We start from the raw sequence: 14630 nt of genomic DNA, 5'->3' as shown, positions 1-14630 counted from the left end.
TAAAAAGTGTAACGATTTAAGCACGAATCCCAATCGTCCCTTTCAAATACTCGACACACGCACCCGAAATAAAAACACGCTCTTCACTCACATGACAATAAAGCACACCTGAGCGCTTCGATGCCTGCAAGGCAACCAAGCTTTGCTTACCCAAACGCTTCGCCCAAAACGGCGCAAGTCCCGCATGAATCGAACCCGTAACAGGATCTTCCACGCCACCATTGGCAGGCCAAAAGTAGCGTGATACAAAGTCGTACTCTTTACTTGGAGCTGTTACCACGACATCAAGGGGTGCAAGTGTTGTCAGTTTTTCAAGATTAGGCACAACATTTTTGACGTCATCCTCACTCACGTAAACTGCAAAATAGGCTTGTTGGTTCTTGTAAAATTCAAGAGGTGCAATGGAAAGCCCCGTTCTTAAAGCTTCTGGACTCTCGGTCACACGCTCAGGTGCACGGTTGGGAAAACTCATCTCGATCAGCCCCTTTTCGCGCTCATGAACTTCGATGGTATCCACCGCTTTCGCCCAAAATGAAAGGATGCCTTTTTCGCCAAGATGGTTAAAAATCACATACGCACTCGCCAACGTTGCATGCCCACAAAAGTCGATCTCTTTGAGAGGTGAAAACCAACGAATCTCAAAAACACCCTCAGGATTTTTAACAAAAAATGCCGTCTCAGAGAGGTTGTTTTCAGAGGCGATGCTTTGCATCATGGATTCGGATAACCAATGCTCAAGTGGCACAACCGCGGCTTGATTGCCTTTGAAAAGTTCTTTGGTGAAGGCATCTATGATGTAGATGGGGAGTTGGGAGGAGGTCATGGTTTATTTCCTTAAAATCTAATCCATTATTTTATAATTACCAAAATGGCAATAATCGCTATAAACATTCCTGTAAAAATCAAAATACCATATTTTGAAAAAACAGCATCATATGTAAGTTTATTAAATTCACCCAATGTCGTTATTTCATCTGTTTTCTCAAAATTAAAAGCTAATAACTGGTTGTGAGATGTTTGAATAAAGTCATTTTGATTTCTTCCACTAATAGTCGACAATTTTTCTATAAATTCCGTAAATAAATCTTCTGATAAATCTCTATTGGTAATTCTTAGTATATGCTTTTTTGATGTTATTGCATAAAAATCTAAAATAATTTTTTCAGAAAAATAGTTTATGTTTTGGGTAACTTTAAAAGCCACATTTGACCACTCTTCTTGCAAGCGAATTTTTTTCTTTTTTTTCAAGATAAAAAATATTTCGTCAAATATGATCTCATCTATGAAAAAAGTTTTTGCATTAGATAGTAGTTCTATTCCTACAGCACAAGAGAATAACACAAAAAATATTCGACCAATCAACTCTTTTTGATGATATGCAAACAAAAGCAAGCATACCATCAGGAGAAATAGCACTATTTGTTTTACAATAAAACTATCTCTATTATCGGGATATTTAAAAGAAATCTGATTTTGTGATAATTCAATCTTGTCACTTTCAACTATCATTATTTTCCTTTTACATGTAAACCTATAGATATTACTTCAAAGGCAAAGTCATATAATTCCATTGATAATCGTCAAATAAAACAGACCGTGCAAAGCTTTTTTTTTGGAGGCAGGTTCTAAAGAAAAACTTCTCGAAAAAGCGTGCGGTGTCTTTGCTTTTGTCCATTAAATATAACGTTATAAGATCAAATTTTGTATCTTTTTTTGCAAAATCACACGCCCATTGGATGAGAAGAGGCTCAATGCCTTGTTCTTGATGCTCAGGATGCACCGAAATATCGGCGATGTAGCACTCATAAAGCGCAGGCTCGTGTTTTAGAAAATGCAACGAGATCGCTAATTTGACACATTCCCATTTGCCCAATACCTGCACCATCTCTTTTGAAAAAAGTACGTTTTTAGCTTTCGCCTGTTCCGATTCAGGCTTCCATTTTAGACACAATGTTCCGACGACTTTGTCGTCTTCCAATGCAATGATTCGGTGCGTTGATGCCTCGTTGGACGCAGATTCTAAACGTTTTCCAAACAGATGGGTTAACTGTTCATCGCTTAAATTTTGGCACTGTTTAAAGTGATTTCGAAAGGTGTAAATGAGCAGTTCGATCAACGATTGGGAGTGTTTGGGTTGCATGGATTCAACGCGGATGGTCGTTTCAGACATGAGTAATTTTCCTCAGATAAAATTTTGATCATTATAGACTAAGAAGCGAGATTTTTTTACATGTAAAGCTAATACAACTTCCCAAACAGATCCAAATGCGTGAGGTAGAGCCTGACATCAAACTCCAATTGGTGGTAGTTTGGCTCCATATTTTCGCACAAGGCGTAAAAGGCTTTGTTGTGTTCTCGCTCTTTGAGATGGGCGAGTTCGTGTACGCAAATCATTTTTAAAAAAGGCTCGGGTGAGCTTTTAAAGAGTGTTGCGACCCTGATTTCACTTTTACTGCGTAGGCGTCCGCCGTGGTTTTTGATTGTGATGCGATGCAAGCCTAGCGCATCGTTGATGTCGTTAATTTTGCCATCATACAGCACTTTCGTGATCGGCTCACTTTTGCGCAGATGCGTACTTTTAAGCTCCATCGTATACGTATAAAGGGCTTTATCGCTGGTGAGATTGTGCGTGGTTGGGTACTTGGAGAGCAGATATTTTCCCAGTTTTTCTTCGGTGATAAGACGGCGAATTTGTTCTATCAGATGTTCAGGGTAATGGGCGATGTAGGTTAAATCTGGCACGCTTAGCACGCTTTACATGTAAAGATTTTTTCAAATTTTTCGTGCATGGTTTGAAGGGCTTCCTTACTGGATTTTTCGATGCAGTCCTGCTTATCGCGTACGATCTCTTCTTCTAAAAGGTCGATGATCTGTTGCAGCGCTGTACTGTTGGCGCTATTATAGCGTTTGATGCGCTCGATTTGAGTGTTTTTATCTTGTACTTTGCCAAAAGCGGTTTGAATCGGTTTAAAACTTTTAGCAAACTGTTTGAGTGATAATGCATCGCAGGTGTAGCGAAGTTTTTTGTAGTGAAGTCTGAGTTTGTGAAACCGTTCATTGGAAGAGTCTATGTTGAGTTTTTTGGAGGCTTTAGCGATCTTTTTGAGGCGATTTTCGATGATTTCTTTGATGTGCTTGAAAAGTTTTTCTTCGGATTTGGCAAGGCAGAGCTTCTCATCGCTGTGCAGTGCGGCAAGTTCATCAAAAATTTTAGCTTGCAGTTTGGGGGTAAATTTTTCTTCAAAATGTCGGTACACCACCTCTTTTTCCGCCAAAAGCTTCGCTCTCAGTTGCTCAAAATCACCCCAATACGCTTCATCAACGCTTTGTTTGTACCCTTCAAGTGCCTCTAAAAAGACATCCAGATCGCGCATCTCGTTGGTCTCTTGTTGGAGGATTTTGAGGGTTTTGTCGAGTAATTCGTGGCGTTTTTCATCCATAAAATCGCTAAATTCCAAGCAGATGGAGCGCGCCGTGCGAATGTAAACACGGTACTGGTGCAAGCTTTCAGGATCTTTGGTGTGCAAAAACGCTTTTAAATGCGTTGTGATATTTTCAAGATTGTGGTGTAGGGTGGTTTTAAGCAACTGCTTGATGCTATGACGTTCTAAAAAATCTTTTTTGGAAGACATGGATGAACCCTTGTGAGACTTTGGAAAAGGCATTAGAGGCGATACGAGGTGTTGTATCTCTCACCATGATGTAAATGACATGAAAAATTGTAGTCTTTTAATATTAATCGCACGTTAATGTTCAACATTTTGACGTTTTGTTAACCATCGGTATAAAAAGAAGCGTTATAATGGATGAAAACATCATAAATACTCTACAAAGGCTTTTTATGCAAGAAAATATGAACGAAACATTCCAAAATTTAGCCGCATTAGAGGCTCCAAAACGTAACTGCGCTTTGGTTTATTTGAAGCTTATTTTGCTTCCAACCGTGGCATATCTCTACTTTTTACTCGGTTATTTAGATATTTTACATTTTAAAGTGGGGATTCATAGCGTCGTGCTCATCGGGTTTATTTACATCGTTTCCCTTATTTTTGCCAAGCACAACGGCGAATTTGGTGCGTGTACATTTAGACGCTACTCCAAAGAGTTTCAAACAGAACTTCACGAATATGTCTCGAAGAATTTGATGCCTATTGGCGGACAAATGAAGTCCAACGCTTCGTTTGAAAATTTCATCGACACCTATGCCAAAGGCATTCGCAATGACAATTATGCCTCTGTTGCGGCAAGTATCTTTCCAACGATGGGTATTTTGGGAACGTTTATCTCGATCGCGTTAACACTTCCTGATTTTTCATCGCAAAGTGCGGGTGCGTTGGAAAATGAAATAAGCCTTCTTTTAAGCGGTGTGGGAACAGCGTTTTATGTCTCCATTTACGGTATTTTGCTCTCACTGTGGTGGATCTTTTTTGAAAAACGAGGACTCAGTCGTTTTGACCGCGATGTCGCACATGTTCAAGAGGCTACCGCTTCACTTTTTTGGACAAAAGAGGAGATTGAACAAGCCTACTTGCAAGAAAATCTTCAAAACTTTGAGCGCATCGGCAAGATGTTTGAACGCCTAAGCTCCAATGACTTTTTTGAACGCCTTGGCAAAAGTATCGAGACCAAATTTGGACTGTTCGATGAGATGCTAACCCTTGAAGCCATGGCGGTTAAGCGTGGCGCTGAACACATCAAAGAAGGGATGGAAGCACTTTCACGCTCGCAAGATAGGCAGCGCGATTTAGCCGTGATCCACGAAGACATCCTAACCAAACTAAGCCTCTTTAATGAGAGCACCACCTCTTTGCATGTAAAGCTGATGCACAGCAATGAAGCGATGCTCAAAACCAACGAAGAGCTTCTGCGCACACTCAAAGAAACCCAACAAAGTGACACCGCTGCAAATGATGAAGTTGAGTCGCTCAAAGAGAGCTTGAAGATCATCGATGCTGAAACCGAAGAGATCATCCAGAAAATGGATGCGTTAAAATAATGCGCTACAACCGTTCACGAAGTTCTGATCAAAACTTCTGGGTCTCGTATGCTGACTTGATGGCAGGATTATTGTTTGTATTTATCTTGCTTATTGGGGCGATTGTGGTCAAATATGTGTATGTGCAAACCGATCTTAAAGGCATCAAAAATGATCTTGAAGCGCAAAAAAAAGTTTTGCACATCGCGCAAGTGGAGCTCTCCCAAAAACAACGCGATTTCTTAAGGCTTCGCTCGGATATGAATGTCACGAGTGCTTCGTTGCAGATCGCGAAAGAACTGCTCTCTCAAAAAGAGTCAAGTCTGGACGAAGCAACAGCACGGTTACAACTCTCAGATAGAGAGATCGAAAATCTTAAGAAACTGTTGCTTGACACCGAACTGGCACGCGATGAAGTCAAAGGTGAGCTTGTCGCCAGCCAAATGGAACTTGGAACGACCACCAACACACTCAAACTCAAAGAGGGAGAGTTAGCGCTTTTAAGTGCCAAATTGCTTGAAAACAGCGCGTCACATCAGCAGTTGGTCGAAGATCTGAACCTCACTAAATCGCGCATTAAAAACTTGACAGGTATTCGTATCAAAGTGGTGCAAGAGCTTAAAAGTAAACTGGGTAAAAAGATCAACATCGACCCCAACAGCGGTGCGATTCGTCTGCCCTCTTCTGTACTGTTTGACGTGGGCTCGTTCGAACTTAAACCCGAAGCGCAAAAACAGCTCAAAGAGACACTGCAACCTTACCTTGACGTGCTTTTAAACGATGATACGATACGAGAAAACATCGACCACATCGTCATTGAAGGACATACGGATTCGGATGGTAGCTACATGCACAACTTGGATCTTTCGCAAAAGAGAGCCTATTCGGTGATGGCGTTTATCTATTCACTCGATGAAAAACGCACGGCGCTACTTCAAAAATACCTGAGCGCAAACGGTCGATCGTACAGCGATCTTATTTTGAAAAATGGCGTGGAAGATAAAGAGGCGTCGAGGCGCATTGAGATTAAGTTCAACCTCTCCAACAAAAAAGCGATTGAAGAGATCGAAACCTTTTTAAATCGTAAAGAGTAACCATGTTACGCAGTGTGCGTAACGGTATCTTGAACAATGAGTAAAACCCATTGTTCAAGGTCAGGGATATATCCCCGACACCTCCTAAAGCTTCATAAAACATGTTTTATGAGAAATAAAAGGTGAGATGTAAAAGAGGAAGGTGTTAATGCCTTCCTCCTCCATCACGTCTGTCATCATCTCTGTCTGGTTTGTCTGGTTTGTCGGGATGGTTAGTATTATTTTTACGGTCATCTCGATGATCATCTTTGCGATCATCCTTTCGATCATCACGTGCGTCATGACGCTGTGGCTCGTTTTGTTTATAGTTAGGTTCACGGTGCCTTTGTTGCTGATCATGGTAGACCTGAGGAATATAAATCTCTTCGCGTTTTATCACCACACGTTTATCTTCATAACGATTTTGGCGTCTGCTATCGTAGCGATAGTCATCGCGTAAATCATGACGATGTCTTAGGGTATTAAAATCATTGGAAGAGATGATGATACCAACCAAAGAGGCGATTTCTGCCCAGCTTGAGTATCGGTTTTGACGGTAGACGCTTAGCACATAATCATACGGCTTTCCTGAGAGCTCTGCTAAACGAAAGATCATATACGCATCGGCTGGTTCGCGCACGCTATCAAGGATGACGATAACGCGAGATTCTGGCATACGAAAGCGATCGGCTAGTCCATAACGGTATCCGTACGGATCAGCATGATAGCGGTTGTTGAGGCTTAAACGCCACTCAAAATCAACCTCGGCACTCAAACTAAGCGGTGCCATCAATACACCTAATGCCAGTAGTGAAAAGAGACTTTTTTTTAATTTCATTTGTTTTCCTTTATAAGCACACATACGTTGCGAATCATACCTCATTTACGCTAAAAACCCCTCTTTTTGAGCGTTTTTTGTTATCGTTTTTGGCATGGTAAAAAAATTATGTTATGATTATTCATTGTGACATTAGGAGATTCTTGTGGCGATTATTCAAAAAAATATCTGGACTATTTTTTACATCCTCTTGATCAGCGCCCTTGCGTTTTTAGGGATTGTCTCTTACGCAAAATGGGATAGTGTTCACGAAAAGTACATGACCGATCAGACGAACCTTGTCAAACTCGTCTCCAACGCGACACACTCGCTTCTTTTAACGCAAGAGATGATGCTCAACATTTTAGGCAATCAAATTGTTAAAGAGCACAACCCACGTATTTTAGATGATTTGCTACTGCTCAATCCATCCATTGTCGCTTTTGGGTTTGCCGATACGGAGGGAAATTACCTCTATACCAGTTCAAACTTTGACAAATCAAAACGCCCTAGTCTAAGGGCTGAACCTATTACACGAGAGTCTTTTGACTACACGTTAAGCCAAACGAAAATGGTGCTAGGCAGAACCTACTTCATTGCGGGAAGCGGGCGTTGGGGTATTCCAATTCGTAAAACGGTTTTTGATGATGCGGGCAAAGCCCTCGGCGTCATGACAGCAGGGCTTAGCATCGAAGGTGCGTTTAAACTTTACACGGAAAATCTCTCGCTTGGGGATTACAACAGCGTTACACTCATTCGCAATCGCGACCAATTTGTGCAGTTCCAATCCTCCAATCACGAAATTCCCAAAACGCTTTATGAGGCACCTCTGCCTGATGATTTTTTGCAAAACGCATTGAAAAGCATTGCACAAAAATACGCTATTTCAGTTGATGAGATCAAGCAAAAAGGTGAAATTTACAACGCTGAAGTCTCCTCAGCAGATGGAACGCGTGTCCAAATTGCCCTCAAATACAACCCTCGCTATGAACTCTGGATACTCTCGCAGGTCAATCATCCAACGATCGTGCACGATTTTGTTCAAAGCTTTCTCACCTATGTGCTGATTTTGATCGTGGTGCATGCCATTCTCTTTTTACTCTTTAAACTGATCGCCAATGCGGAAAATAAACGACGCTCGGATTTGGTTTTCCAAGCAACGCATGATTCACTCACTCAACTCCCCAATCGGAGCTATTTTAAACAGTGCATGCAAGAGTGGATGCGTGAAAATGCACCTCCTTTTAGCCTTTTTTACCTCGATATGGACCATTTTAAAAACATCAATGACAGTTTTGGTCACCATTTTGGAGATCTAGTACTCATCGAATTTTCAAAACGCCTTTTGCGTGTTGTCCCCAAAGAGAGCATTGTGATTCGTCAAGGAGGCGATGAGTTCGTTATTTTGAGTTATCTGACCCGTGATGAGGAACTTCTCTCACACGCCCAAATGATCATGCACGAAATTTCACAGCCTTACCACGTTCAACAGTTCAATTTTGTCATCGGGGCGAGTATGGGCATCGCCAAATACCCAGAGCACGGTGATACGCTCGATACGCTTTTGCGCGCTTCGGATATTGCGATGTATGAGGCGAAAAAGTATAAAAACAGTGTACGGCTGTTTGTACCGTTGATGCAAGAAGGCTACCTAAACCGTGTCAATGTGGAGCAGATGTTGCGTAAAGCGCTCGCCAAACATGAAATTTATATGGTGTATCAGCCACAAATGGATCACACTGGCGCTATTTACGGCGTTGAAGCGCTCGTGCGTTGGCAAAACGAGGAGTTGGGTTTGGTGCCTCCGGATAAATTCATCCCCATTGCCGAAGCATCGGGTTTGATGCCTGAACTGGGACATTTTATCATCCATACGACGCTTCAAGAGATGAAAACATTGCAAATCACCCTTGGGATAACCTTTCAAACCTCTTTGAATATTTCGATCAAACAGTTTATGGAAGCGCATTTCTTTGAAAAACTGATTCACGAGATCGACCGTGCTAAGCTAGCGCATGTTTCGCTCTGTTTGGAGATTACCGAGAGTCTGTTTATCGAAGATATTGACTACATCTTGCCACTCTTGAACAAAATCCACGACATGGGACTGCACATTTCGATGGACGATTTTGGTACAGGATACTCCTCTTTAAGCATCCTTCGTAAGCTTCCCATTGATGAGTTAAAAATCGATAAAAGCTTTGTCGATACGATTTTAAATGACATCACCGCTGAAAAAATGGTTCAAAACATCATCACAATTGGTAAAAATTTGGACTTGTATATTTTAGCTGAAGGGGTGGAAACCAAAGAGCAAGAGGTGATACTCAAAAACTTAGGATGCGACCGTTTTCAAGGCTATTTTTACGCCAAGCCTTTAGCGTATGATACGCTCAAAACTTTTTTTGAAACGCATACTATCGCGTCTTAAAAAACTCTCCCATACGCTTTACATGTAAAGGTGTGGGAGTTTATTGAGTCAAAATTCCTTTCGCTTTCAGCGCCTCAAGGGTAAGCAGTTTGCGCAAAGGCAGTTCATCCGAAGATGGTGTGAGCAGGTTGGTTGCAAAGAAGTAAACGCCACGAGAACTCTTTACATACCCCACGTACCAGCCATGATGCTCTGCACCTTTAGGCACTGCCCAGCCTGTTTTAGCTCTTAAAGTGTAGTTTTGTCCTTGTTCATCTATCATGATCGTTTTAAGCAGATCCAGATGCTTTTGATCAAAGGGTAAATCATTTTTGTAGAGCTTTTTCAAAAAGGCAATCTGCTCGTATGCACTAATGCGAAGCGCTCCATCGAGCCAAAAATGTTCAACATCAACGCCTGTTTTTTCATTGCCATACTCTATTTTGTGCAGATACTCCGTGTATTTTTTCAGCCCAATGGTGCGCGCAAACCGTTGATAGCACCAAACACACGAAGTTTTAAACGCGGAGCTTACATTTTGGTCTTGATTCCATGCTTTGATACTTCGCTGCACGCCATCCCAAACGATGATTGAATCGGCAGTGATGACACCTTCTTGCAAGGCAATGAGTGTATTGGGAATCTTAAAGGTAGATGCTGGAAGGAGTGGCATCTTAGCACGCACATCATTGTAAACGTACCGCTCTTTGCCATCCAGCGATTCAATGAGCATCGTGCCATTGAGATGATCTTTTTCAAAAAGTTTTGCAATCGTGGCATCTTCAGCCAAAAGGGAACAGACAAAACCCAGCATAAAAAGAAATTTTTGAACCATGCACTTCCTTTGACGCAGACTAAGCCACAATTATAGCGTTTTAGCATTACATGTAAACCAAAGAGATTTGGTTTACACTAGTGTGCTACAATGAAATCTGCTTCGAGTGATTCACGTGCGAAACACGAAGCGAAGGAGCGTAGCATGAAACAGACGTTAGAAGAATTTTTACAAACGCTGAGTGAAAGCAGTGAAACTGCGATTGAAAAACTCACACAAATTATCAACAAAATTCGCCCAAAATCCTTCAAAAATAACGAAGAGAGTACCGCCAATATCGAAGCGATGATCCACCACCTTGAAGCCTTTCCAGAGTTTAGAGAAACGCTTTCGTATGAATGTAATGAATGGCTCATCCACTCCAAAATTTCTAGCAATATCACCTCCTTGGGCATTCTCTCCAAGCAAGGATTTAGAGAGGAGATGAGCAGTCGTCTTTACAATAAATTTTTACCGCAAGCACCTAAAAAAGGCGATTTTACCTCGTTGTTTGCCACGCTTTTTCCTCACACAAAAGATTCTTTGTGGGTCAATGGCATCGATGATGCGCTCTGGGCAAAGTTTTGGAGCATCCTTTTATACAATGAAACCTTACATGTAAAGACAAAAACATACCTGTATCATGAGATTGTCTACGCGACGGAGATTTTGGCAATTTGGATCGCGGCTGAAGAGTTTGATGAGCATTATATACGACTAGATAGGTCGTTATTGACCAAAGATTCTGCATTTATCGCGTTGCAACGAGAGATCAGCAGTCTCTCTCTCACGGTTCAAAATGAAGACCCTGAGGCGGAGATGACAAAGCTTGATTTTCAGCATATTGATGTTTTAATTACCCAATGTTTTGACCAAGTCGCTTTTTTACGCAAACAGTCGCTCGATAAAGGCATTTTAGTCTCGCTCACCTACAACCTTGAACGCCTAGAGCAGATCATCCAAAGAGCGCAAAAGTGTGTTCAACTCATCCAAGAATTTGAGACCGATACCTTTTATGCGACCTTGTTACCGCTCTTTAAAGAGGTGGTTGAGAAAAACTGCTCACGCAATTCACTGAGCGATGTGCTCAATCAAAACATCAAAATCTTAGCCAAAAGTATCGCGAACAATGCCAGTGAGCACGGCGAACACTACATCGCTGATACCACCAAAGAGTACATCGGCATGTTTTTAAGTGCCAGTGGCGCAGGCATTATTATTGCATTGATGGCGCTTGTTAAAATAACGATGATGCAGCGTGGTTTTTCACCCATCGTTGAGACTATTTTTGCCAGTTTAAATTACGGATTTGGTTTTGTGCTGATCCATCTTTTGGGCTTTACCGTAGCCACCAAACAGCCCGCCATGACCGCCTCAACCTTTGCAAAAGCGGTCGATAGAGCCGATACAAAACGCGCTGACCAGCATAAACTCGCAGCCTTGTTCATGCAAGTAAGCAGGTCGCAATTTGCCGCGGTTGTGGGCAATGTGACACTGGCTTTAGGCGTTGCATGCTTGATTGGATTTATCTACGCGCAGAACCATATCCCGATTCTCTCCAAAGAAGAGCTCCAATACTATACAGAAAATTTCAATCCCTTACCAGGACTTTTCTATGCCGCTATTGCAGGTATTTGGCTCTTTACATCGGGTTTGATTGCAGGCTATTACGACAACCGTGCAAGCTATTTGGACTTGAAAAGCCGGTACATGCACCTTCCTTTTTTAAAGAAAATAACTTCTGAGACCGTTAGAGCAAAAATCGCAACTTACCTACACAACAACCACGGTGCGATCATGGGCAATTTTTACTTCGGAATTCTCCTAGGCGTCACCCCGTTTGTTGGGCATATGCTTGAGCTTCCACTCGACATCAGACACGTTGCCTTTTCATCCGCCAACCTCGGCTACATCGTTGCACAAGGCGAACTCCCTTTGCATGATTTTCTCATAGGTTTAGTCTTTGTCTTGATGATAGGCTTGGTCAATCTCAGCGTCAGCTTTGCCCTCGCCCTCAAAGTCTCACTCAAATCCAGAGATGCTGATTTTGGTAATTTTTTCTCTTTTGCAAAACTGCTTTTCCAAGAAGTAATACGAAAACCACTAGCGCTTTTCTTTCCGCCTAAAAAGGTGGAGGAAGCGTGATGCGTTAAGGTCAGTGTTGCTTTACATGTAAAACTGAATTGGCTATGATTTTGTACAAAAGTGCTCAAGGAAAAAGCATGCTCAAAGAGAGCCTCAAAAATAAAGATTTGTGCAAAATAAGAACGATTACTTCCTTTGTAACGCTCAGTAAAGATAAAAGCACATGGGAGAAAACGATTCGTGAAGCAGCGACGTTTGGTGGCGATTTGGCAGGTGCATTTAACGCACAAGGCTATTGCGTTCAGTCCATTCGCATCGTCACCAATCCTTTTGGCGAATACTTAAATACAACCTCCTTTCACTCGGTCTTCAAAGGAATGCAAATCCTCTCTAATCTCTTGAAAAGCCCTTCGATGCCCAATATTCGCATCCGTTTTGCCATTGGAGAGGCGAAAAATCAAGAAGAGATCGCCCTTTTGCCTGAGATGATCAAAGCGTTTGGCGACATTTGCAATGTCTGTGTCAATGTCGGTGTTGATGAGCTAGGCATAGTGGATCATGACGTAACCCTCAGTTGCGCTAAAGCGGTTGTTGAAATCGGCAAAATCACACCACGTGGTGAAGGCAATTTTAACTTCACAATCAACTACAATTGCAAACCCTTAATTCCCTATTTTCCTGCATCGTATCACAAAAGCAGTGATGCAAATTGCTTTGCTTTAGGACTTGAAACGCCCGATCTTCTCGTAGCAGCACTCCAAAGTTTACGAGCAGAAAAAAACCATAATCTCAAAATGCAAAAATCGTACACCCTTATGAAAGAGGCGTTGCAGCATCACATCACCACGATTCTTGACATTACCAACGCATACGAACACCCGTTTAAAACGCTCTTTGCAGGCATCGACACCTCTGCCGCGCCTTCTAAAAACTGCGCTTCAATGGTCGATGTGTATAAACTGCTTGGAGTGCCCTTCTTTGGTGCGGCAGGAACACTTGAGGCTTCTGCTCTATTAACCAAGGTTTTTAAAGCGCAAAAAGGGTGTGAGCTCATAGGTTTTTCAGGGCTTATGTTAGCCGTGGTGGAAGATCAAGGCTTAGCCGATGCCACAACACGCAATGAGTTTGATCTAAGAGCCTTGCTTCAATACTCCTCAGTCTGCGGCATCGGACTCGATACTGTTCCCATCGAAGGCGATACGCCTGCCGAAAAAATCGCCGCCATGTGCGCAGATACTGGAACACTGGCTTTTAGATTGAACAAACCTTTAACGGTACGACTCTTCCCCGTTCCAAATCTTAAAGCAGGCGATATGACACAGTTTGAAAGCGATGATCTTTGCAATAGCATGGTGTTACGCATTCCGTAAATAAGCCGTTCATTCCAAAAGGAGGTATTTGATGAGAGCCTATCGTATGATGAGTATTGTTTTGGTTGGTTTTATACTGAGTGCTTGTTCGCTCAAAAATCCAAGTAGCAAAGAGAGTGCAGAAAACCAGCATCAAATGGGTGACCAGATGGATGTGCGCTATTACGCTTTAGGGGGTAAATGGATGCAGAAAATCGCTCACCATACCTACCCTGAAGCCTTCGATGACAATGGAACACGCTACGCATGGAAAGCCTTAGGCGGCGATAGTGGTGGAGATGTTTTAGCCGATACGACTACCAAGTGCGATAAAGATGGAGCGTGTATCGATCTATCGACGCTTAATTACATTATGACGGAAGCGCCTTGCATCTGGCCGTATGAGCACTATTATGCCATCGTTGGTGTCTGCTGGAATGCAACCAATCGAGGGCTCTACTACACAGGAAAAACCGTACACAACGTTCCTTTTTATGCGCTCATCGAAAAAGTTTATGGCACCTATGGACTCGATACAAACAGTGCGTGTTGGTATAGCCTCAGTCCATCGAGGTGTGAAGAGGGAAAAAAGAGATACGCGTGGTCTCAATGTTTAACCAACGTGCAAGAGAAGATGCCTTGGAGTGCAAATAATGCGATCAATCTCAAAAGTCCTCTAAAACCCATTGACCCAAGAATTGAGCTCTATCATAACTATACGCAACAATCAAACGAAAACGGTATGGTCTCATCCGCAGAAGATGATTACCTCAAAAAACTGTTTGAGCTTAATATCAAAGAGAAGCTTGGCGATATTTCACAAGAGCAAAAAGCCACTCTTTTTAAAATTGATCAAAAGTATAGAATCAAAAGAGCGAGCAGCGATAAAGCAGCTTTAAAATCACCATCAGCACAGCTTGATTTTGACGCGTTAAATCAACTTTTCAATGAAGAATTGAAAGAGTATCAAAACGTGTTAAGCGAGGAAGCGTATCTCAAACTTTTCGGCGCACCTAAAAGTGAGATGTTTGACATTAGAAATCAATAATTAGACATTAACTTTGTGCTTTACATGTAAGGTACAAAGTGATGAATTACCCCGCCAAC

General features: G+C 42.1%; 13 protein-coding genes. 6 read left to right on the top strand and 7 right to left on the bottom strand.

The annotated features are described in order from the left end of the window. Positions 1 to 16: 16 nt before the first annotated feature. The 5 genes from SMUL_RS06255 to SMUL_RS06235 form a co-directional block, all read right to left on the bottom strand. Positions 17 to 823: a PhzF family phenazine biosynthesis protein gene (locus SMUL_RS06255; protein ID WP_190278607.1), complete on the bottom strand. Its 807-nt coding sequence runs from the start codon at positions 821 to 823 to the stop codon at positions 17 to 19. Positions 824 to 849: 26 nt separating this feature from the next. Continuing rightward, positions 850 to 1509 carry a hypothetical protein gene (locus tag SMUL_RS06250; RefSeq protein WP_025344401.1) on the bottom strand — a complete coding sequence of 220 codons (660 nt, stop codon included), beginning with the start codon at positions 1507 to 1509 and terminating at the stop codon, positions 850 to 852. A 31-nt stretch (positions 1510 to 1540) separates the two neighbouring features. Continuing rightward, complete coding sequence (locus SMUL_RS06245) at positions 1541 to 2170, bottom strand: GNAT family N-acetyltransferase (RefSeq protein ID WP_025344400.1); 630 nt, start codon at positions 2168 to 2170, stop codon at positions 1541 to 1543. 68 nt (positions 2171 to 2238) lie between these two features. Then, positions 2239 to 2742 carry a M48 metallopeptidase family protein gene (locus SMUL_RS06240; protein ID WP_025344399.1) on the bottom strand — a complete coding sequence of 168 codons (504 nt, stop codon included), beginning with the start codon at positions 2740 to 2742 and terminating at the stop codon, positions 2239 to 2241. Positions 2743 to 2744: 2 nt separating this feature from the next. Continuing rightward, positions 2745 to 3632, bottom strand: coding sequence for a CHAD domain-containing protein (locus tag SMUL_RS06235; RefSeq protein ID WP_025344398.1), 888 nt, complete (start codon positions 3630 to 3632; stop codon positions 2745 to 2747). Between the two features lie 209 nt (positions 3633 to 3841). Here SMUL_RS06235 and SMUL_RS06230 point away from each other — a divergent pair, with 209 nt between their 5' ends. Both SMUL_RS06230 and SMUL_RS06225 read left to right on the top strand, forming a co-directional pair. Beyond that, entirely contained in the window at positions 3842 to 4996 is a 1155-nt protein-coding gene (locus SMUL_RS06230; RefSeq protein ID WP_025344397.1) for a MotA/TolQ/ExbB proton channel family protein, read from the top strand. Next, positions 4996 to 6069 (top strand): OmpA family protein, encoded by a 1074-nt coding sequence (locus tag SMUL_RS06225; protein WP_025344396.1) that lies wholly within the window; start codon positions 4996 to 4998, stop codon positions 6067 to 6069. The genes SMUL_RS06230 and SMUL_RS06225 overlap by 1 nt, the downstream gene beginning before the upstream one ends. A gap of 145 nt (positions 6070 to 6214) precedes the next feature. On the opposite strand, the gene SMUL_RS06220 is transcribed toward SMUL_RS06225, so the two are convergent. Continuing rightward, a complete protein-coding gene (locus SMUL_RS06220) occupies positions 6215 to 6886 on the bottom strand; it encodes a hypothetical protein (RefSeq protein ID WP_025344395.1) in 672 nt (223 codons plus the stop codon). Positions 6887 to 7031: 145 nt separating this feature from the next. On the opposite strand from SMUL_RS06220, the gene SMUL_RS06215 reads away from it, so the two are divergent. After that, positions 7032 to 9296: a bifunctional diguanylate cyclase/phosphodiesterase gene (locus tag SMUL_RS06215; protein ID WP_025344394.1), complete on the top strand. Its 2265-nt coding sequence runs from the start codon at positions 7032 to 7034 to the stop codon at positions 9294 to 9296. A 40-nt stretch (positions 9297 to 9336) separates the two neighbouring features. On the opposite strand, the gene blaOXA is transcribed toward SMUL_RS06215, so the two are convergent. Beyond that, positions 9337 to 10110 (bottom strand): class D beta-lactamase, encoded by a 774-nt coding sequence (gene blaOXA / locus SMUL_RS06210; RefSeq protein WP_025344393.1) that lies wholly within the window; start codon positions 10108 to 10110, stop codon positions 9337 to 9339. 144 nt (positions 10111 to 10254) lie between these two features. On the opposite strand from blaOXA, the gene SMUL_RS06205 reads away from it, so the two are divergent. The 3 genes from SMUL_RS06205 to SMUL_RS06195 all read left to right on the top strand — a co-directional run bounded on the left by SMUL_RS06205 (position 10255) and on the right by SMUL_RS06195 (position 14571). After that, positions 10255 to 12234, top strand: a complete 1980-nt coding sequence (locus SMUL_RS06205; protein WP_025344392.1) for a site-specific recombinase — start codon at positions 10255 to 10257, stop codon at positions 12232 to 12234. A gap of 77 nt (positions 12235 to 12311) precedes the next feature. Beyond that, complete coding sequence (locus SMUL_RS06200; RefSeq protein ID WP_025344391.1) at positions 12312 to 13544, top strand: DUF711 family protein; 1233 nt, start codon at positions 12312 to 12314, stop codon at positions 13542 to 13544. A gap of 31 nt (positions 13545 to 13575) precedes the next feature. After that, positions 13576 to 14571, top strand: a complete 996-nt coding sequence (locus tag SMUL_RS06195; protein WP_025344390.1) for a hypothetical protein — start codon at positions 13576 to 13578, stop codon at positions 14569 to 14571. Positions 14572 to 14630: the final 59 nt, after the last annotated feature.

Origin of the sequence: Sulfurospirillum multivorans DSM 12446, assembly GCF_000568815.1 — a bacterium.
In the GTDB taxonomy this organism is placed as follows: Bacteria; Campylobacterota; Campylobacteria; order Campylobacterales; family Sulfurospirillaceae; genus Sulfurospirillum; species Sulfurospirillum multivorans.
Note: the sequence above shows the minus strand (reverse complement) of the source record. Positions and strands in the feature narration are given on the sequence as shown.